Annotated in this window: 18 protein-coding genes; 7 read left to right on the forward strand and 11 right to left on the reverse strand. The window is 71.5% G+C overall.

From position 1 onward, the window contains the following. Window position 1: 1 nt before the first annotated feature. The 5 genes from RB608_RS10495 to RB608_RS10515 form a co-directional block, all read right to left on the reverse strand. Complete coding sequence (locus RB608_RS10495) at window positions 2-943, reverse strand: ABC transporter permease (protein ID WP_308087816.1); 942 nt, start codon at window positions 941-943, stop codon at window positions 2-4. Further along, window positions 940-1,959, reverse strand: a complete 1,020-nt coding sequence (locus RB608_RS10500) for an ABC transporter permease (RefSeq protein WP_308087817.1) — start codon at window positions 1,957-1,959, stop codon at window positions 940-942. Before RB608_RS10500 ends, RB608_RS10495 begins: the two co-directional genes overlap by 4 nt. A gap of 116 nt (window positions 1,960-2,075) precedes the next feature. Continuing rightward, the gene (locus RB608_RS10505; RefSeq protein WP_308087818.1) at window positions 2,076-3,647 is read right to left on the reverse strand and encodes an ABC transporter substrate-binding protein; all 1,572 of its coding nucleotides are present in this window, start codon (window positions 3,645-3,647) and stop codon (window positions 2,076-2,078) included. Between the two features lie 212 nt (window positions 3,648-3,859). After that, complete coding sequence (locus tag RB608_RS10510) at window positions 3,860-4,621, reverse strand: SDR family oxidoreductase (protein ID WP_308087819.1); 762 nt, start codon at window positions 4,619-4,621, stop codon at window positions 3,860-3,862. Window positions 4,622-4,649: 28 nt separating this feature from the next. Continuing rightward, window positions 4,650-6,686 carry an FAD-dependent oxidoreductase gene (locus RB608_RS10515; RefSeq protein WP_308087821.1) on the reverse strand — a complete coding sequence of 679 codons (2,037 nt, stop codon included), beginning with the start codon at window positions 6,684-6,686 and terminating at the stop codon, window positions 4,650-4,652. A 260-nt stretch (window positions 6,687-6,946) separates the two neighbouring features. On the opposite strand from RB608_RS10515, the gene RB608_RS10520 reads away from it, so the two are divergent. Genes RB608_RS10520 through RB608_RS10530 form a run of 3 tightly spaced genes read left to right on the forward strand, consistent with a single transcriptional unit; the run spans window position 6,947 to window position 9,387 of the window. Continuing rightward, on the forward strand, window positions 6,947-7,762 hold the full coding sequence (locus RB608_RS10520) for an IclR family transcriptional regulator (RefSeq protein WP_308087822.1): 816 nt from the start codon (window positions 6,947-6,949) through the stop codon (window positions 7,760-7,762). Window positions 7,763-7,765: 3 nt separating this feature from the next. Beyond that, on the forward strand, window positions 7,766-9,172 hold the full coding sequence (locus RB608_RS10525) for an MFS transporter (protein ID WP_308087823.1): 1,407 nt from the start codon (window positions 7,766-7,768) through the stop codon (window positions 9,170-9,172). Next, complete coding sequence (locus tag RB608_RS10530) at window positions 9,169-9,387, forward strand: hypothetical protein (protein ID WP_308087825.1); 219 nt, start codon at window positions 9,169-9,171, stop codon at window positions 9,385-9,387. The genes RB608_RS10525 and RB608_RS10530 overlap by 4 nt, the downstream gene beginning before the upstream one ends. A 46-nt stretch (window positions 9,388-9,433) precedes the next feature. Here the strand turns inward: RB608_RS10530 and RB608_RS10535 are convergent, their stop codons facing one another. The 4 genes from RB608_RS10535 to RB608_RS10550 all read right to left on the reverse strand — a co-directional run bounded on the left by RB608_RS10535 (window position 9,434) and on the right by RB608_RS10550 (window position 13,915). Then, window positions 9,434-10,084 carry a hypothetical protein gene (locus RB608_RS10535; RefSeq protein WP_308087827.1) on the reverse strand — a complete coding sequence of 217 codons (651 nt, stop codon included), beginning with the start codon at window positions 10,082-10,084 and terminating at the stop codon, window positions 9,434-9,436. A 141-nt stretch (window positions 10,085-10,225) separates the two neighbouring features. Then, window positions 10,226-12,784 (reverse strand): LuxR C-terminal-related transcriptional regulator, encoded by a 2,559-nt coding sequence (locus RB608_RS10540; RefSeq protein ID WP_308087828.1) that lies wholly within the window; start codon window positions 12,782-12,784, stop codon window positions 10,226-10,228. A 4-nt stretch (window positions 12,785-12,788) separates the two neighbouring features. Next, the gene (locus tag RB608_RS10545) at window positions 12,789-13,124 is read right to left on the reverse strand and encodes a DUF3817 domain-containing protein (RefSeq protein ID WP_308087829.1); all 336 of its coding nucleotides are present in this window, start codon (window positions 13,122-13,124) and stop codon (window positions 12,789-12,791) included. Further along, window positions 13,121-13,915 (reverse strand): SURF1 family protein, encoded by a 795-nt coding sequence (locus RB608_RS10550; protein ID WP_308087830.1) that lies wholly within the window; start codon window positions 13,913-13,915, stop codon window positions 13,121-13,123. Before RB608_RS10550 ends, RB608_RS10545 begins: the two co-directional genes overlap by 4 nt. Window positions 13,916-14,312: 397 nt before the next feature. On the opposite strand from RB608_RS10550, the gene RB608_RS10555 reads away from it, so the two are divergent. The 3 genes from RB608_RS10555 to RB608_RS10565 are packed head-to-tail and all read left to right on the forward strand — an operon-like array spanning window position 14,313 to window position 16,559. Beyond that, complete coding sequence (locus tag RB608_RS10555) at window positions 14,313-15,035, forward strand: GntR family transcriptional regulator (protein WP_308087831.1); 723 nt, start codon at window positions 14,313-14,315, stop codon at window positions 15,033-15,035. After that, complete coding sequence (locus RB608_RS10560; protein ID WP_308087832.1) at window positions 15,032-15,763, forward strand: sterol desaturase family protein; 732 nt, start codon at window positions 15,032-15,034, stop codon at window positions 15,761-15,763. Before RB608_RS10555 ends, RB608_RS10560 begins: the two co-directional genes overlap by 4 nt. 13 nt (window positions 15,764-15,776) lie before the next feature. Further along, window positions 15,777-16,559: an MBL fold metallo-hydrolase gene (locus RB608_RS10565; RefSeq protein ID WP_308087833.1), complete on the forward strand. Its 783-nt coding sequence runs from the start codon at window positions 15,777-15,779 to the stop codon at window positions 16,557-16,559. On the opposite strand, the gene RB608_RS10570 is transcribed toward RB608_RS10565, so the two are convergent. Next, the gene (locus tag RB608_RS10570; protein WP_308087834.1) at window positions 16,540-17,517 is read right to left on the reverse strand and encodes a hypothetical protein; all 978 of its coding nucleotides are present in this window, start codon (window positions 17,515-17,517) and stop codon (window positions 16,540-16,542) included. The genes RB608_RS10565 and RB608_RS10570 overlap by 20 nt on opposite strands. Window positions 17,518-17,641: 124 nt before the next feature. Continuing rightward, complete coding sequence (locus RB608_RS10575) at window positions 17,642-19,270, reverse strand: alpha/beta hydrolase (protein ID WP_308087835.1); 1,629 nt, start codon at window positions 19,268-19,270, stop codon at window positions 17,642-17,644. 115 nt (window positions 19,271-19,385) lie between these two features. On the opposite strand from RB608_RS10575, the gene RB608_RS10580 reads away from it, so the two are divergent. Continuing rightward, window positions 19,386-19,793, forward strand: a complete 408-nt coding sequence (locus RB608_RS10580) for a hypothetical protein (protein ID WP_308087836.1) — start codon at window positions 19,386-19,388, stop codon at window positions 19,791-19,793. Window positions 19,794-19,818 lie beyond the last annotated feature (25 nt).

Consider the following 19,818-nt stretch of genomic DNA (forward strand, 5'->3'; position numbering starts at 1 on the left):
CTCAGTCCTTCCTCGGGTCGAGGTGATCCTGGATGGCATCCGCCAGGAGGTTGAAGCCGAGCACGAGCAGCATCAGGGCGAGGCCGGGGAAGACCGAGGGCCACCACTGCCCGGAGGTGACGTACGCCGAGCCGTGGCGGATCATCGCGCCCCACTCGGGCGTCGGCACCTGGATGCCGACGCCGACGAAGGCCAGCGAGGACACGATCATCACTGACCAGGCCAGCCGGACGGCCGTCTGGATGATCAGCGGCGGCAGCGTGTTGGGCATGATGTGACGCCACATGATGCGCCAGGGCTTGTTGCCGGTCGCTCGAGCCGCCTCGACATACATCGCGTCGCGCAGGCTGAGCACCTGGCCGCGCGTCATCCGGATGAACACCGGGATGTCGAGCAGCGCGATCACGAAGATGACCGCTGCGATCGACTCCTGGGACGCGGCGACGACGGCCAGGGCGAGGATCAGTGCGGGGAACGCCTGGAGGACGTCCATCACCCGCAGCAGCACCATCTCGAACCAGCCGCCGCGGTAGCCGGCGACCAGGCCGAGCGCGACGCCCACGACGATCGAGATCGCCACGGCCGTCACTGAGATGACCAGGTCGATCTGGATCGCGTGGATGGTGCGTGCGAAGACGTCCATGCCGTTGCCGTCGGTGCCGAACCAGTGCTCCGCACTGGGCGGGTGGAGAAGGTCGCTGCCGAAGACCTGGAGCGGGTCGGTGCGCACGAGTACGTCGGCGAGCGCGCCCACCACGACGAACGCGAGCACGATCGTGGTGCCGGTGAAGGCCGCCATGCTGGACGTCATGAACCGCCACAGTCCGCGCGCTGCCGCCTTCGGGCGGCCGGGCCGGTCGTGGTCGACGTGCGCGGGAGGTGTCCCGGCGTCCGGCATCGGGCGGGCCGAGGCTGCGGCCTTGTCGTTCGGCGGAGTGCTCATTGCAGCTTCACCCTCGGGTCGATCGCGGCGACCAGCAGGTCCGCGATCAGGTAGATGGCAGCGGTCAGGAGGCCCATGACCAGGATGAAGCCCTGCACGACGGCGAAGTCGGCGTTGGTGATGGCCTCGAGCCCGAGCTGTCCGAGACCACCCCAGGAGAAGATGAGCTCCGAGATCGCGGCTCCGCCCAGGGCCAGGCTGAAGGTGATCCCGAAGAACCCGATCAGATCGGGCAGCGCGTTGCGGAACGCGAGCCAGACGACACCCCGCTCGGACATGCCGCAGGCTCGGGCGTAGCGCACGGCCGGGCTGCCGAGCGTCTCGACCATGGCGGCCCGTGCCTGCTTGGCGATGGTCGCTCCGGTGATCAAGGTGATGGTCAGCGCGGGCAGCGCGATGTGCGCCAGCGCCGACATGGCCGTGGCGTAGTAGCCGCTGACGAGGCTGTCGAAGACCAGCATGCCGGTGATGTGCGGCGGCAGCTCGAGCCCGCGTTCGACCCGGCCCAGCGGGGCAGGCGCCCAGCCGAGTACGGTGAAGAAGAAGGCGATCATCAGCAGAGCGCCCCAGAAGATGGGGATCGACACGCCGGCCAGGGTGACGATGCGCAGCACCTGGTCGACCAGGCCGCGTTGACGCACGGCCGAGGCGATACCGATGATGACACCGAAGATGATGGCCCCCACGATTCCGAAGCCGATCAGCTCCAGAGTGATGGGCAGCTTCTCCCACAGCTCCTCGGTGACGGGCCGGTTCGACATCCACGACGTGCCCAAGTCGCCCTGCGCCGCGTTGGTCAGCCACGTCCAGTACTGCTCCGGGAGGGAGCGGTCCAGTCCCATCTCGGCCTCGATGTCCTCGATCTGCTCCAACGTCGCCGTCGGTCCCGCCACCATGACCGCCGGGCTCGAGTCGCCGAGCCGGACGAGCAGGAAGGTCAGGATCGAGACGCCGAACAGCAGCGGGATCAGCAACAGGATCCGATAGAGCAGGTAGCGGCCAAGTCCCTTGCCCACGTCCTCTGCCACCTTTCAGGAGCTTTCGAGAAGTTGTCGTGCATCCGGTGGGGTGCCGCGGACCGACGTGTCGTCGGTCCGCGGCCCCTCCACCAGGGTCCGCCGCAGCGGCGTGGTCAGCGGCTGAGGTCGGCCCAGCGCTCGTGGTTGTCCGGGTGCCAGACCCAGCCCTCGATGTCCTCGCCCATGGCCTCGTGGCCACCGATCTCGGCCGAGTAGATCCACGAGGCGTCCTCGAGGTGGATCCTCTGGGCCTGCTTGATCAGGTCGCAGCGCTGCTCCTCGTCGGTGATGACGTTGGCCTGCTGGATCAGCTTGGTCAGCTCGGGATTGTCGTAGGCGTTACGGTCGGCCGAGCCATCAGGCGTCGAGGTCAGCAGCATGCTGTAGCCCGGGTCCAGGACGATCGACTGCTCGTAGAAGGTGAAGAACGGCAGATCGCGCTCGGTGATCGCGGCGCGCGCCGTCATGTCGGCGTCGGGGATGCGCTTGAGGTCGACCCGGATGCCGGCCTTCGCGAGCCCGTCCTTGAGCTGGATCCCGAGCGGCTCCTCCCACCAGTTGAGGCCGGAGTACTCGAGCGTGATGTCGATGCCATCAGGGTGCCCGGCCTCCGCGAGCAGCGCCTTCGCCTTGTCGACGTCGGTCTCGTAGGCCCACAGGCTGTCGTCGTAGCAGGGGACCGTGGAGACCAGCGGGCCACGGCTCTGCTGGGCACGCCCGGCGAAGACGTTGTTCAGGATCTGCTCGTGCGGTGTGGCGAGGTTGATCGCCTGGCGCACCCGCTTGTCCTTGAACGGCTCGTAGTTGGGGTTCATCAGGGCGCGCGCCTGGAAGTTCCCCGCCACCGACTGCACCTTGACGCCGTCGCTCTCCTCCAGCTCGTTGAGCTGCTGGAAGGTGAGCTCCTCGATCCAATCCACGGAGCCGGCCTGCAGCAGCTGCACGCGCGTCGAGGCGTCCGGGACGGAGCGGTAGACGACGGTCGTGAAGTGCGGCTCGTCGCCGTAGTAGTTCGGGTTGGCCTTGAAGACGGCCTCGCTGCCCGACTTGACCTCGTCCACGTAGTACGGGCCGAAGCCCGCGCTGTTGGTCTTGATCCACTCGAGGGCCCACGGGTCCTCGTTCGTGGCGTTCTCCTTCATCTTCGTCGAGTCGTAGATCGACGGGGTGTAGAGGGTGAGTGCGCGCAGCAGGATCGGGCTCGGATCGGTGAGGTTGAACTTCACCTCGTACTTGCTGACGACCTCGAGGCTCTCGACGTTGGAGACCTCACCGATGAAGGCGCCGGTGCGGCCCTGGTCCTTGGACTTGTCCCAGCTCCACTTGACGTCCTCCGCGGTGAGCTCGTTGCCCCAGTTGCTCTCGACGCCCTCGCGCAGCTTGAAGACGACGCTCAGCTCGTCCTCGGCGAACTCCCAGGACTCCGCCAGGCGCGGCTCGATGACCGTGGCGTCGACCTCGCGGGCGCCGTCGCCGGCGTCCTTGACCCCGTAGCCCACGAGCGGCTCGTACATCTGCGTGACCGTGTGCTGCGTCCCGGGGGTGATCACGTCGCCGTCGAACCCGCCCGGCACGTTCACCGCGGCCACGATCAGGGTGTCGTCACCGCCGTTGGACTCGTTGTCGCCCGGGTTCGATGCGGAGCATCCGGCAACGACGAGCGCCAGCGACAGCCCGGCCGCCACACGACCGACGCGACTCCTCAGTCCACGTCTCAATGTCTTCTCCTCTGTGTAGCCCGAGAGTTTGTTCCGCCGAACGAAACAGCGTTCCTCTTACGGGTTCACACTGAACCCCGTTTTCCTGGCCGCCGTCAAGACCCTCGGCGCGAGTTCTTACACAGACGTAACGGGACGGCCCCGAACCACGGGCCGATCCCGCCGATCGGCAGCTCCCCTCAACGGGTCGTGACACCGCCGTCGACGAACAGCGTCTGACCGGTCACCATCCCGGCGGCGGGCGAGGCCAGGAACGCGATCGCCTGGGCGACGTCGTCGACGCTGGCCATGCGTCCGAGCGGGATCGAGGCGAGCTTCTCGGCCATGTAGACAGGGTCCTCGCGGACGGCCGCGGTCATGGCGGTGGCCACGATCGTCGGGGCCACCGTGTTGAGCCGGATCCCGTCGGCCGCCCACTCCGAGGCGAGCACCCGGGTGAGGTGCACCAGGCCGGCCTTCGAGGTCGAATAGGCCGCGTTCTGAGGTACGGCGACCGCAGCCGCCGTGGAGGTGAGGCTGACGACGGCCGCGGCGGGTGAGGCCCGCAAGGCGTCGTACGCCGCCTGGATCATCCGGAACGTCCCGGAGAGGTTGACCTCCAGCACGCGGGCCCATTCCTCGCGCGAGGTCACCGCAGGTGCGGAGCGGGCGTTGACCCCCGCGCTGTTGATCAGTACGTCGAGACGACCGTGCCGGGCGAGTACCTCACTCACCACGCGGTCCGGGGCACCGTCCGCGACCAGGTCGAGCCGGTGCACCGAGCTGGCGGCGTCGAACCCGGCCTCCGCCAGCACGTCGGCATCGCGGTCGGCGAGGGCGACGCGCGCGCCGCGCTCGGCGAGCAGCCGGGCGGCGCGGTCACCGATGCCGCCACTGGCGCCGGTGACGAGGGCCACCAGCCCATCGAGCCGGATCGGGTCGTCGGGTGAGATGTCGGGCATCGCGGGCTCCTCGCGGTCGGTCGGGGCGTCATCGGACAGGGGAAGGGGCAGGGGGCGACGGCGTCGCGGCGGCCAAGGCGTGCAGGACGGCACGGTGGGCCTCGTAGGTGGCTTCGACCAGGGAGCGGGGCGCGAGGGCGTCGCCGACGACCAGCACGCGCGGCCCGAGCCCGGACTCCTCGAGCGCCACCCGCACGCCGGTGCGTGCCTCCCTCGCGGGCAGGTCGATGACCAGGTCGACGTCGCTCAGCACCTCCACCGACCCGCTCCCGCCCACGGCGTCAACCAGGACGAGGCCGCCGGCGGTGACCGACACGGGCCGGCGGGCGAGGTGGCTGGAGACGGGCAGCGCCTCCAACCGGCCGAGGAGGCCGACCCGGCTGTAGAGCGTCACCCGACCGAAGAGCTGCGGCGCCGGCGCGACGAGGTGGACGCGATGCCCGTCGCGGCCGAGGGCCTCGACCAGGCCGGCGGCGATCCAGGATCCCTCGTCGTCGACGACCGCGACGCGGCGCCGGCGGCCGGACCACTCCCCGGCGCCGAGCGCCGCGGCGGCGGTCTCGCCGTCCAGGACGTCGACACCGTGCTTCGTGACGCCGGTCAACGGCCGGCGGCGCGAGGTCGCACCGGTCGCAAGCACGACGTGATCGAAGTCGCGCGGGTCAGGGCCGTCCGCGGCCGCCGGGCCGGCTCCGGCGAGCTCCACCCCGAGCCGGATGTCGACGCCTCGACGCCTCGCTTCGTCGTACAGGTCGTCCACGAGCACGCCCAGCCGCTCGCGACCCGCGAGGGTCCGAGCACTGCCGAGCTGACCTCCGACGTCGTCGCGTGCCTCGATGAGTACCGTGCGGGCGCCGGCCCGGGCGGCGGTGACCGCCGCCTGGAGACCGGCGGGACCAGCACCGACGATGAGGACGGATCGTCGCTCGCCCCGGGCTCGCTCGCGCAGCTCGAGATCGATCCGCTCCTGGCCGGCAGCCGGATTCGCGACGCACGACAGCGGAAGGTTGTGCTCGATGCGGCCGATACAGGCCTGGTTGCACGCCAGGCAGCGGCGCACCTCGTCGGCCCGGCCTCCGGCGGTCTTGCGAACCAGATCGGGGTCGGCGATCTGAGCTCGGGCGAGTGCCACCAGGTCGGCGTCACCGGCCTCGAGGAGGTCGTCGGCGATCGTGAGGTCGTCGATACGGCACACGGCGACCACGGGGATCTCAGGAAACGCCTGCTTGAACCGGCGCGGGAACTCCCGGTAGGGCGCGGGACCATGGCTCATGTCGGCGATCTGGGTGCTCAACGACGGCTGCCCCACGTACGCCGAATGGCTGACGTGGAGCAGGTCGATGCGGAAGTCCGCGCGCAGCCGGTCGACGATCTCCACGACGTCGTCGGGCTCCAACCCTCCGGGCAGGAACTCGTGGGCACTGATCCGGACGCCGAGCAGCATCGAGTCCGGCAGCTGCGAGCTGACGGCGGCCAACACCTCGCGGGTCAGCCGCATCCGGCGCTCGAGGGCGCCGCCGTAGCCGTCATCGCGCCGGTTGGTGGCCGGCGAGAGGAACTGCTGGAGCAGGTGCCCGTGTCCGAGGTGGATCTCGACTCCGTCGAGCCCGGCCTCGGCCATCCGACGAGCGGCAGTCCGAAAGGACTCGGTGACCACGGCGATGTCCTGGACCGTCATCACGTGAGGAACCGGACCGCCGTACGTCCACGGCACGGCCGAGGCCGACCAGGCTGCCGTGCGCTCGCTGTCACCGGCGGCCTGTCGCCCGGCGTGCATCAACTGGGCGAGAAGGGTGGCGCCCTCGCCGTGGACCGCATCGGCGAGCGCGGCGAAGGTCGGCACCACGTCGGGATGGTAGGAACCGAGCGTGCTGTCCCGGCCGGCGCTGGTCGGGTGGACCCGGACGGCTTCCGTGATGACCATCGCGGCGCCTCCTCGGGCGCGGCGGGAGAGATAGTCGCGGTGGCGCTGCGTCGGCAGGGAGTCGACCCCAAAGTTCGTCGTGTGTCCCGGGAACACGACCCGATTGCGCAGGCGCGTGGTCCGTAGGTCGAAGGGCCGCATCGCCGGAGATTCGGTACGTGTCACGCAGCTGCCTCCCGGGAGCGCGTCCGGTGGATGATGAGCGGACGAGGACTGACCTGCACGCGAGCCTGTTTCGGTCAGAGGATCGACATTTCGCTCTCCGCAACACTAGGATTCGGTGGTCGCCACTGTCAAAGTTGTCGATCCGTCACCGAGCGAGGTCACGTCCTTCGTAGGCTGGCGGCCGCACGACGACCGCCGTGCCCCGACACCCGCCCGCCCCCGAGCAAGGACCTGCCGTGCCGCCCACCGCCGACCCGCCTCCGAAGGGAGCCACCGCTCCCGCGCGCGGGAGCCGAACCCTCGAGGGGCTCGAGCGCGCACTCGACGTACTGATGCTCTTCGCCCGCCCGAACACGACGAGCCTGGGGATCACCGAGATCTCCCGGGAGCTGGACCTGCCCAAGGCGGTGGTGCACCGGATCGTCACGACGCTGTGCGGACGCGACTTCCTCGAGCTGGATCCGACGTCCCGGCGCTACAACCTCGGGCCCTCCTGGCTCGTGATGGGCAGCACGTACAGCCAGCGAGTCGACGTCCGGGACCTCACCCGCGACACGCTGCGAGAGCTCAGCGCCACCACCGACGAGACGTCCACGCTGTCGATCCGCCATGGATACCACCGCGTCTACCTCGACCAGGTCACCCCCAAGCGGCTGGTGATCATGTCGGTGCAGGTCGGCGACCGCTTCCCCCTGCACGCGGGCAGTTCGGGCAAGGCGTTCCTGGCCTTCCTGCCGCGCGAGGAGCAGGAGGACTACCTCGACAGCGTCGACCTCGTCCAGCTGACCGAGCAGACGAAGGTCGACCGCGACGAGCTGCTCCAGGAGCTTCGCGACGTCCGCGAGCGTGGCTACGCCTTCTCCTTCGGCGAACGACAGCAGGGCTCGGGAGCAGTGGCCGCTCCCCTGCTCGACTTCGAATCCAAACCGGTGGCCGTCATCAGCGTGTGCGGCCCGGGCGACCGGATCCACCCCCGGGTGGAGGAGTTGGCGCAGATACTGCTCGAGCGTACCCAGGCGATCTCGGCTCGTCTGGGCTATGCGAACCGCTGACGGTTGCCACCGCCGAAGCTCCTCCCCACGCTGCTCCTACTGACCACGGTCGGCGGGATCGTCAGCAGCCTCGGCGCCTCGCTGGTCCCCAGGATCGCCCGCGAGCTCGACGTCCCGCTCACCTCGGCCCAGTGGACGCTGACCGCGACCATGATCGCCGCCGCGGTGAGCACTCCGCTGATCGGGCGGTACGCCGTCGCGCATCGTCGGCGCACGATGATCGTGACGGGTCTCGGTGTGGTCATCGCCGGCACCGTCCTCAGCGCGCTCGCGATCGAGATCTCGGCACTCGGGCTTCCTGTCCTGATCGCCGGCCGAGCCGCACAGGGCATCGGCATGGCGATGGCTCCGCTGGCCATGGCGGTCGCCCGCGACGTGTTCCCGCCCGAGCGGGTGAGCTCCGTGATGGCTGTCTTGTCCGTCGGCATGGTCGCCGGAGCCGGGGTGGGCTATCCGTTGGCCGCGCTGGTCGCGCAGGTCGGCGGCCTCGCGGCGGCATTCTGGTTCGGGACGATCATCAGCCTCCTGACGCTGATGCTGTCAGCGCGGTATGTGCCGCCCGCGCCGTTCGCAGCGCCGGCACCGGTGAATGTCACGGACGCACTCCTGCTCGGCGCCGGCACCGTCGCGCTCCTGCTGGGAGTGAGCCGGACGACGAGCTGGGGCTGGGACGATCCTCGAACAATCACGCTGCTCGCCACCGGCTCGGCGGCCGTCGCCCTCTGGGTTCGCGTCTCCCTGGCTCGCGCCAACCCACTGGTGGACCTCCGCCTCGCGTTCACGACCGCCGCTGCCGGCCCCAACATCGCCGGCCTCCTCGCGGGCGCAGGGATGTACATGGGCCTGACCCTGCTCATGGTGCTGGTGCAGACGCGGACCGCGGAGGGCTGGGGCCTGGGCTCGTCGGTGCTGGTCGCGGGACTGCTACTGGTGCCGTACTCCGTGATGAGCGTGCTCGGCAGCCGCGTGTCCCTGCTGGTCGGCCGGTACGTCGATCCGGCCAGGGTGCTTCCGTTCGGCTGCGCGATCTACCTGATCTCCACGGTGTTCCTCGCGTTCCGGCACGATCGGATATGGCATGCCGTCGTCGCGATGGTCGTGGCCGGGCTCGGCAGTGGCGGCACCTTCGCGACGCTGCCGGTCCTGCTGGTCCGGGTCGTGCCCGTCGCCGAGACCAGTAGCGCGCTCGCCTTCAACCAGGTGCTGCGCTACTTCGGCTTCGCCGTCGGCAGCGCGCTCGTGGTCACCGTACTGACCTTGGCCAGCGGCGGTCCGACCCCGACCGAGCGCGGGTTCGTCGTGGCCTCGCTGCTCAATGCGGCCGTGTGGGTGGTCGCGATCGCGGCCATCTGCGGCTTCGGTCGACGTGCGCGACTCCCCCCGGGAGGTCCTGACTCACGTCCGGGATGAGTCGGACGTCCCGTCCCGCTGCCGTCCAGGCCGGCCGCAGCGTCGGCGACCAGCGGCTCCTCCGCGATGACGTAGGCGCCGTAGAGATCCCGGTCGACGCGCTGCACGAGGTCGGCGATGCGCAGCTCCGGGAGGACGTCGTCGCTCGGGTCGTCGTCGACCGCCGGATCCGGCGCCGGAGCAGGTCCCCCCGCCGCCGTCGCCGGACCCGCTGACCGATCCGCTCCCGGAGGAGCCGCGGGGCTGAGCGCGGACCGCGCCTCAGTTCTGAGTCACGCAGAGCACGACGACGGTCGGCTGGCTGGGCCCTGGCCCGTCGTTGCGGACCCGGACGCCGACCTCGTCGGGCATCCCGAATCCGTTCTCCTCGTACTTGGCCACCGCCACCAGGTCGTCGATGTTGGTCCCCGTCTTCAACGCCCAGTCGATCAACACCTTGCCCGCGGGACACGCGACGAAGAGCGTCGCCTCCCCGCCACCGCCGAGGATGCCGCTGGGGAAGCCTTTCTCGACCTTCTGCAGGCCGAGGACTCCGGCCGGTCCCTGGGCCCCGGTGGCCCCGGTCGCACCCTGCGAACCCTGCGGACCCTGGGGACCGGTCGTGCCCTGCGGGCCTGGCACACCCTGCGGGCCGGTCGCGCCCTGGGGTCCGGTGCTGCCCTGCGGACCCGGCACGCCGGGCGCACCGTTGGCACCCTTCTCGCCGGAACCGCTCTTGAGCGCGGCCAGCGCCGCGGGCGACAGGTCGGCGGCGGCCAGGCTGCCGTCCTTGACGTGCTTGGACGTGATCGCGTTCTTGGCGATCTGCTTGCCGGTGATCTTGCCGGCGGCGTAGGAGCCGCCGGCCAGGGCGAGGGCCAGTACCGCGGCCAGCACGACGCCGGGTGCGAGGAGCCTGCGAAGGACGGTCATGATCTCTGCTTCCTTCCGAGACCCCGCCCGAGCGGGGCGCGCGTGATCCGGACGGGACCGTCCGGTCTCACGGAGGCTAGGAACGCGACGACACCCCCGACATGAGTGGTGACCACTCAATTGCGGTCGGTCGCGCTCGGGTCAACCGCGGTCGGGTACGCCGAGCACCGCCGTCAGGCCGGCTCGCGAGGAGACCCCGAGCTTGGCGTACACGCGGCTCAGGTGGTTCTCGACGGTCCGGACCGACAGGTGGAGCCGGTCGGCGATCTCGGCGTTCGAGGCTCCGTCCGCGGCGAGCTCGGCCACCGTCCGCTCGCGCGGACTCAGCGGATCCTCGGGGAGACCGACCAGCATCGGCGTCGGGGGCTGCCCGATCCTGGCGGCCAGCTCGTGGGCCCGGCGCCGCGCGGCGGCCGCGGCACGACCCGTCAGCAGCCGGGCACCCTCCGCCGCCGCCTCGGCTGCCGCGAGGACGGCACCGAGCTCGAGGAAGGCGTCCGCCGCGGCGAGGACGCCGACTCCGTCGTGCCGGTCCAGTGCGGTGACGAGGCGGAGGCGCGCCTCCGCGAGAGGCGAGTCGAGCTCGAGGGCGGCCATCCGCATGGCCACCCCCGCCCGGTCGCCCAGCCGGACCCTCTCGTGCAGGATCCAGGCCTCGGTGATCCGGGCGTCCGCGGCGCGGGCATCGTCGGAACCCGTGCGCAGCACCGTCCTGGCGCGCTCGAGGCGCCCGGCGCCGTACTCGGCCCAGGCGTGGGCGATGGGCATCATGTGCCGCAGGAACCCGACCCCGGTCGGGAGCTCGGCGAGCCGGGCCAGCAGCTCGGCGGGCACCGCCCGGCCCCGGCTGCCGGTCGCGACCATGAGGACGGCGATCGCCAGGCGTTCGGCATCGACCATGGCGCAGGCGGTCGCGGCGACGAGCGCCCGCCGCGCCCACATGACCGCGGCGTCCAGATCACCGATCTGCGCCCAGGCGGCGGACGCGACCACCGCTCCCCAGGCTCGGCCGACCACGATGCCGTCGCGCAACGCTCCGTCGTGCGAACGCTCGGCGTACTCGACGGCCAGGTCGTAGCGGCCGTGCTCCCGCGCGGCGTGGCTGGCGATCGTCAGCAGTCGGTCGCGGGTGCCGGGCACGACCTCCTCGGGATGGTCCAGCTCGGCCTGCAGCGTGTGCGCCGCCAGGTCCAGGGCCTCGCCCGTGCGGCCGAGATGGGTCAGTACGTGCGCGCGGGTGGTCGAGTGGAGCGTGCGCAGCGCCGGGGGCAGGGCGGCGAGGTCGATGCCGTCGAGGAGGACCTGCGCCCGATGGACCTCGACGGCGTAGACCCGGCTGTCCGCCTCGGCGATGGCGAAGGCCTCGCGCACCATCGGAGCGCCGGGCGGATACCGTCGCGCCTCCGCGCGCAGTGCAGCGGCGGCCGCGGCGAGATCGAAGGTGCCCCACACGATCAGCTTGTGCGCCGTGACGGCCAAGGCGATCGCCAGCGGACCGGGCTCGATGCGGGCCAGGGTCTGCTCGAGTGTCACCACCGCCTCGGCGGAGCGGCCCAGCTCGCTCAGGGCCGCCGCCAGCACGAGCGCCGCCAGGCCCGCCACATCTCCGGTGCCGAGGTCGACGGCGGCGCGAGCCAGCCGGCGGGCCGTCTCCGCCGAGCCTCCGGCGTTCGCCAACCGGGCGGCGGCGAGCAGCCAGGTGGCCTCGGTCGGCTCACCCGCGTCCAGCCCCAGGACGGCGATCCGGACGACGTCGGGCGTCGGCATCGACCTGGCCAGGGCGAGCTGCTCGCGCAGCAGTCGGCGCCGCACCAGAGGCGAGGTGCCGTCCCAGACGACCTCGGCGAAGAGCGGGTGGACGAAGCGCAGGACGGGTCCGTCCCAGACGAGGACGCCGATGTCGAGCAGCCGGTCGATGTCGGCCGACCTCGCCGATCCCTCCACCTCCTCGAGTGTCATCCGGCCCACGGCGGCGACGAACCCCGCCGCCTCGCGGACCTCGTCAGCCTCGCCCTCGAGCCGCGCCAGCAGCGCCTGCCGCAGCCTCACCGGCACGCTCAGACTGCCGTGGGCAACCCAGCCCGCCGACGAGTGGTGCAGCGTCCCGGCGTGCCGCGCCTCCCCGATGACCTGCGCGATGAACAGCGCGTTGCCTCCCGTGCGACTCCAGACCTCCTGGACGATCCCGGCGTCGACGACGTCACCCAGCAGCTCCTGGACGAACCGCTCGGTGTCCTCACGGGTGAAGGCGGGGAGCGTGACGAGCTCCGTCCCGAGATCGTGGGCGAACGCCCGGATCGTCGGAGGCAGTTCTCCGTCGCGGGTCCGCACCGTCGCCACCAGGGTGCGGCCGTGGTCGCGGGCCACCCGCAGGGCGACCCCGAGGGAGACGTCGTCGCACTGGTCGAGGTCATCGACCGCGAGCACCCCGCCGGCCGGAACGGCCCGGACGACGTCCGCGACCATCGCCGTCAACGCGGCCGACGACGGCCCGACCAGGTGGGCCATGGCGCTGAGCGGAACCCCCGCCATGGCGGCGGTTCCGTAGGCCCGCACCGCATCGGCGTCGTCGGCGAGGACGTCGAGCAGGTGGGTCTTGCCGACGCCACCCTCACCGGCGATCAGGAGGACGTGACATTCGGACCGGGCGAGCGCCGTACGCAGCCGCTCGAGCTCTTCGCCCCGTCCGATCGTCCGCACGACGTCAGCTGTTCGCGAGCTCCGGGTTGTCCTCGCGCAGCCGCTGGGCGACCCGGCGCTCGACCCAGAAGATCAGGCCGGGGATCAGGCCCGCGACGAGCATCAGCAGCAGCTGGGGGATCGTCCAGCGCGCCTTCTGCGTCAGGAGGAAGGCGACGACGACGTAGATGATGTAGATCCAGCCGTGGATCAGCCAGATCGGGGTGAGGTCGTCACCGAACCGCTGCAGCGTGGTGCCGTCCTCGAGCAGGTACTTCAACACCGAGCCGACGGTGCCGACGAGCAGGAGCACGCCGACGACGAGCGCGAGCACGCGGTAGACGGTGAAGAGCTTGGTCACGGCTCCGAGGGTACGACGACGTCCTCGTCGTCCTCGGCAGCGGCCTCCTCGACGGCCCGCTCGGACGTGGCGTCGCGCACGTAGCGGAACCACAGGAAGGCCGCGAACGCCGCGAAGACCCACCACTCGATGGCGTACAGGAGGTTGCGCAGCCCGGTGAACCGGCTGGCCTCCGGGAGCTGGTCGAGGGTCGCGCCGTCGACGCCGGCGGCCGCGTCGCCGGCGGGCGGCTCCTCGGCGATGACGTAGGCGCCGTAGAGATCCTGGTCGACGCGCTGCACGAGGTCGGCGATGCGCAGCTCCGGCAGGACGTCGTCGCTCGGGTCGTCGTCGACCTGGCCGCTGCCCTCCGGCGGCTGCAGCCAGCCGCGGAGGTCGACCTCGCCGACCGGCGGCGCGGGCAGGGTGGCGAGGTCGGTGCCGTCGGGCACCCAGCCCCGCACGACCGGTACGGCGGGAGCGGCCGGGTCACCGACCGTGATCGGCGTGACCAGCCAGCCGCCCTCGGCTCCGGCCGCACTCGCGCGGCCGGACACCAGGACGGTGCCCTCGGGCAGGAAGGTGCCGCGGACGTCGACCGGGCGGCCGAGTCCGGCGGTCGGGAACGGGTCGTCGGGACGGATCACGTCGCCGATCGGCACCGGGTCGGCCTGGGTGAGGTCGACCCGTTCGGCGGCGCGGCGGGCCTGGTAGGCGTCGTACTGCCACCCGCCCATGCCGACGGCGATCCCGACGCAGAGGAGGCCGAGCAGGTGGGCACCCCACAGCCGCACGCTCCACCACCGGACCACACCAGCAGCCTACGAGGCGACACCTCGACGGTCCGGTGCGGGCCCGGATCCGGCTCGACGTCCGGGCGCCCGGGTCGCTGCCCGCGCGCGCGTCACTTTCGCCGGGCCTGTCCGGGCACCCTCGCCACCGGCCCGAAAAATCGGTGTCGCGACCGCGTAAGGACGCCGGGCCGGGGGTGTCTCCTCTGTACCGGTCGCCACGGGTCCCCACCACGACGGCGGCCGGTCCGGGTCGCCGCTGGGGGGAGGGCGACCTGCAGGGGGCGGGACTCTCCGCACCACCTTCGCTGCCGGGCTGCACACCCCACAGGCAGCGCGGCAGCGAAGGACTCCCGCCAGCAAGACGAACTGGTATGACCACTTGACCACCTGACCGGCTCGGCCTACGGTGACGCCCATGGCCCTGCGTCCCGTGACCCGCCGCTCCGTCTCCGACCAGGTCTTCGACCAGCTCCTCGACGACGTCGTCGACGGCGAGCTCGCGGCCGGCGAGCCGCTGCCCAGCGAGCGCCGGCTGGCGGAGGTGCTCGGCATCTCCCGGCCGGCCGTGCGCGAGGCACTGCAACGGATCGCGCAGACCGGGCTGGTGGAGGTCCGCCACGGCGGCGCCACCCTGGTCCGCGACTTCCGCCGTGCCGCCGGTCTCGACCTGCTGCCGCGGCTGCTCGTCCGCGGCGGCACCCTCGACACCGCGATCGGCCGTAGCGTGATCGAGGCCCGGGCCGAGGTCGGCCCCGGGATCGCCGCCCTGGCCGCCGAGCGGGGCGGGCCGACCCTCGCCGCCGGGCTGGACGCCGTGATCGACACGATGGCCACCACGACCGACGCGGTCGACTGGCAGGTGCTCGCCCTCGACTACTGGGACCTGCTCGTCGACGGCGCTGACTCGATGGTGTTCCGGCTGATGTTCAACAGCCTGCGCGGCGCCTACGAGCCGGCGCTGCCCGCCCTGGCGACGCTGCTCGCCGGTGAGATCGGCCAGGTCGAGCCCTACCGGCTGCTCACCGCAGCGGTCCGCGCCGGCGACGCCCCGACCGCCCGCGCCGCCGCGACCCGGGTGCTCACGCCCACCGCCGACACCCTGCTCGGTGCCTTCGCCGCGATGGGGGAGGACCGATGAGTCCCCGCGAGGCGCACGCGCAGCGCCGGCTCGCCGACGACGAGGCCCGCCTCGACAAGTACGTCGGCGACCGGGCCGCCGGGCGTCGTACCAACCAGTCACTGGCCGAGGTGTTCGCCGCGTTCTGGCGCCACCCGAGCCCCTACCTGCTGACGGCCTGTCTGGCCGCCGCGGTCACCGGACGGCTGCTGTCCGGCCCGGGCAGCTGGTGGGAGCTGGCGGTCCCGCTCGGACTGGTCGCGATCCTGCCGGTCGTGGAGTGGGTGGTCCACGTGTTCATCCTGCACTGGAAGCCCCGCCGGGTCGGGCCGGTCACCCTCGACCCGCTCCTGGCGCGCAAGCACCGCGCCCACCACGCCGACCCCCGCGCGATCCCGCTCGTCTTCATCCCGTGGCAGGCGCAGCTGTGGCTCGCGCCCACCTGGACCCTGCTGGCCTGGCTGGTCACCCCGACCACCGGCGCGATGTTCACGCTGCTGGTGGCGGTCTACGCCATCAAGTCCGGCTACGAGTGGACCCACTACCTGCTGCACAGCGACTACCGGCCGAGGTCCACGTGGTACCGCAGGGTCTGGCGCAACCACCGGCTGCACCACTACAAGAGCGAGCACTACTGGTTCACCGTCACCACCGCGGGGACGGCGGACCGGCTGTTCGGCACCGCACCCGACCCGAGCACGGTGCCGACCTCCCCGACTGTTCAGCGGCTCCACGACCTCGCGCTGTGACAGGCTGACGCCCGTGCGGATCCACCACCTGAACTGCGCGACCATGCGGCCGCCGCTCGCTCCCACCATGGTCGCCCACGTGCTGCTCCTCGAGCGCGCCGACGGTCTCGCGCTCGTCGACACCGGCTTCGGCACCGGCGACCTCGCCGACCGCAAGCGCCTCGGCCGCCCGTTCCTCACCACCGTGCGCCCCGACCTCGACCCGGGCGAGACCGCGCTGGCGCAGGTGAAAGCGCGCGGCCACGACCCGGCCGACGTCACCGACATCCTGCTCACCCACCTCGACCTCGACCACGCCGGCGGCATCGGCGACTTCCCGAACGCCCGGGTGCACGTCCACGCCACGGAGCACGCCGCGGCCACGCGCCCGTCGCTGCGTGAGAAGGCCCGCTACGTCGCGGGCCAGTGGGCGCACGACCCGCAGTGGTCGCTGCACCAGGAGGGCGGCGACGACTGGTTCGGGTTCGCCTCGGTCACCGCGCTCGCCGACGACGTCGTGATCGTCCCGCTGCACGGCCACACCCGCGGCCACGCCGGGGTCGCCGTACGCCGCGACGACGGGCGGTGGCTGCTCCACGCGGGCGACGCCTTCTTCCACGGCGGTCAGCTGGACGATCCGCCGACCTGCCCGGCCTCACTGGCCGCGTTCCAGCGGCTGATGGCCGTCGACAACCGGCAGCGGGTGGCCAACCTCGAGCGGCTCCAGGACCTGGCCCGCGACCAGCGCGACGAGGTCACGATCATCTGCGCCCACGACCGGGCGCAGTACGACGCGCTCAGCTCGGGCAGACCGTGAACGGCAGCCGCCGCTCGCGGACCAGCCGGGCCGCGGCCGGCGGATCGGCCAGGGTGTAGCCCAGCCGCCCGCTCGACGGATCCGCGACGCCCCTGCTCATGACCAGCCCGAACTCCGGGTCGGTCGGCGGCATCACCTCGGCCAGCCGGACCCGGTCGAAGGCGTCGCTGCGCGCCTTGCCGAGCTGCACCGTCACCAGCTCGGTGCCCAGCGCCACCGACCAGGCCTCGAGCTCGTCGAGCCCGTGCAACGCGGCGGCGGGCGCCGCGGCGAGCTGCTCCTCCATGCCGGCGCCGAAGACCGTGGCGAAGGGCGTGCAGCCGCGCTCGACGTACGTCGACACGGCCTCGCTCCCCGTCAGCGCGACCAGCTCGGGGTCGGCGCCCCAGGCCGCCGCCGGCGCGGGGGGTGCCGTCGAGGTGACCAGCCGGCGGGCGTCGTCGACGACCGCTCCCGCGAGCGGGCCGACGCCGGCCTCGACCGCCCGGTGCACCGCGGCCATCGCCTTGTCGTCGTGGAACGCGAGGACCCAGCCGCCGCCGGCGCCGTCCGCACCGGACCAGCTGGCCTCCCAGGCGACGTCGTCCTGGCTGATGCCGAACTGGTTGCGCAGCCGCTGGTCGACCGGGCGCAACAGCCCCTCGGAGAGGGCGGCGGTGCGCCGGATCCGCCGCCAGAATCGCTCCCGCTCCGGAGCGGGCGTGGCCCCGTCGAGCGTCGAGAAGCCGAGCACCAGGCGGAGCTGGTCGAAGTCGGTGACCGCGAGCGTCGTGGCCGTGGCGGGCACGAGGGCCAGCACCGCGGCGGAGGGCTCCTTGGAGGCGTCGTACTCGGCGACGGCGGTCTCGGGCTCCGGCACCTGCTGCTTGACCGGGTCCGGATCGCCGCTGCAGCCGGCGAGCCCGGTGACGATGATGACGGCAGCCACCATCCCGCCGATCCGCCCCATGCCGCTCACGCGCCGAATCTTGCCATGCCTCCGGCGGGCCCGTCGCCAGATGCGAGCGGGCGCCGGCGAGAACGCCGACGCCCGCTCGTGGGTGGGGATCACCCCGGTGACTCGTGACTTCTCTCCCTGCGGATCAGCGACCCGAGGACTGCGCCTCGACGAGCAGCCTGCGCAAGTCGGCCGGCATCCGGTCGTCGACCGTCAGCGGACCGGTGCCCCGGGCCGACGCGCTCGCCGCCGGCGGCGGGACCGGGTCGCACTTGAGGTCGCTGCGCTTCTTCTTGCTGCGCTTCGGGAGCACCCCGGTGTCGAGGTAGCTCGCCACCAGGTCGTCGGTGCAGGCGATGCCGGACAGCGAGCCGGAGTGCGTCGTACCGCCCTTGCCCTCGATGAGGAACGAGCTCGGGAACGCCTTCCGCGTGGCCACCGCACCGGAGAACACCGTGGCGGCGTCCTTGGTCTCGGCGATCATCAGGATCGGCGACTTCACCTTCTTGCCGCTGACGTCGAAGGCCTGCTGGGACTTGGCCGGCCAGTTGAGGCAGGGCGCGTTGTACCAGGTGTTGCCCCACGTCAGGAACGGGTGCTTCTTGTGCACGCGCCAGGCGTCGGCCTCTGTCTGCTTCCAGTCCGGCCACTTCGCGTCGGTGCACTGCACCGCGTTGTAGACGGCGAAGCCGTTGTCGTCGCCGGGCTCGGCGTACATCGCGATCAGGTCCGCACCGTCGCCCGTCTTGACGAACTTCGCGTACGCGAGGCCGATGGTGTTCCAGTCGTAGACGTAGTAGCCGGCGCTGAGCAGCACGTCACCGAGCTCGTCGGGTCCGAGCCTGCCCTCCGCGGCGGGCTGCTTGTCGAGCCGCTTGAGCAGCTTGTAGTAGCCCTTGCGGATCGCCTTGCCGCTGGTGCCGAGGCCGTAGACGGCGTCGTTCTGGGCGAGCCACTTGAAGTACGTGCGGATGTTCTTGTCGAACGCGATGTTCTGGTCGACGTTGGACTCGTAGAAGGCCCGGTCGGCGTTGAGCACGCCGTCCCACACGAACCGCCCGACCTTCTTCGGGAACATCGTCGCGTAGACCTGCCCGAGGTAGGTGCCGTAGGAGAAGCCGTAGTAGTTGAGCTTCGGCGCACCGACGGCCTTGCGCAGGCTCTCGAGGTCCTGGGCGACGTCGGTGGTGTGGATGTGCTTGAGGAGGCGCTTCGCGTCGGACTTCGAGCACGCCTTGGCGTACTTCTTGGTCACCCGCTGCCACCACTTGAGGTCCTTCTTCTTCGTCGGCACGTAGTTGGGCCGGTCGTAGCCCGCACCCGGGTAGTTCGGGTTGCAGCTCAGCGACGGCTGACTGCTGCCGACACCGCGCGGGTCGAAGCCGTACCAGTCGTACTTGGCGCCGACACCGTTGGGGATCGCCGCGCCGAGGCGGGCCATGCCGAGACCGGACCCACCGGGACCGCCCGGGTTGCCCGCGATCATGCCCTTGTAGTCCGGGTTGGTGTGCAGCACCCGGCTGACGGCGATCTGGATCTTCTTGCCCTTGGGCTTGTCGTAGTCGAGGGGGACCTCGAGCATCGCGCACTGCGCACCCGCGTCGATCAGACGCTGGTTGGTGCAGGCGCCCCACACGGGCGCCGGCGGTGTGTACGACGCGGGCTTGGCCTGCGTGACCTGCGGAGCCTGCGGCGCGGCGCTGCTGCTCCCCCCTGGCACCAGCACAGCTGCTGCCGTTACTACCGACGCCACGATCGTCAGTGCTCTCTTCACTTCACAACCTTCCGAGATGAGGGTCTTCCGAGATGTGCCCGGCAGAACCGGAGCACCCTCCGACACTGCCTCTTCTGTGGCCTCACGTCCACCCCGACGCGCAGGAGATTCTCCGGTGACGTCCGGGCTCGGCCGCAAGAGTCCGTGGCTGCCGTACCCGATGCGGGGTCGATCAACCCTGCAGGGACATCTCCTCCAGCACGCCGCGCCGGGTCCGAGACGCCTGCTCTTCCCGGGCGATCGCACCGACCACATGAGCGCCCGCTACCTCATGGACCGCTGCCGCCCGACTCACGAGAAGGCCGGACGGCCTGACCTCACGATCCACCACCTCCGCCTCACGGCCCTGACCATGGCTGGCCAACACGGCGCCACCGCGGCGGAGCCCCAGGCCCGCGCCGGCCACGCATCCCGAGGCCGCGATGCGATCTACCAGCACGCCACCTTGGACCGCGACCGGCTGCTGGCCGAGAAGATCGGCCAGTCGTACGACGCCTGGCGCGACTCACGGCAACCGGAGTGAACCCCGTGTCGGGGGCTCCAGGCAG

Origin of the sequence: Nocardioides sp. LHD-245 (genome assembly GCF_030929495.1) — a bacterium.
Classification (GTDB): domain Bacteria; phylum Actinomycetota; class Actinomycetes; order Propionibacteriales; family Nocardioidaceae; genus Nocardioides.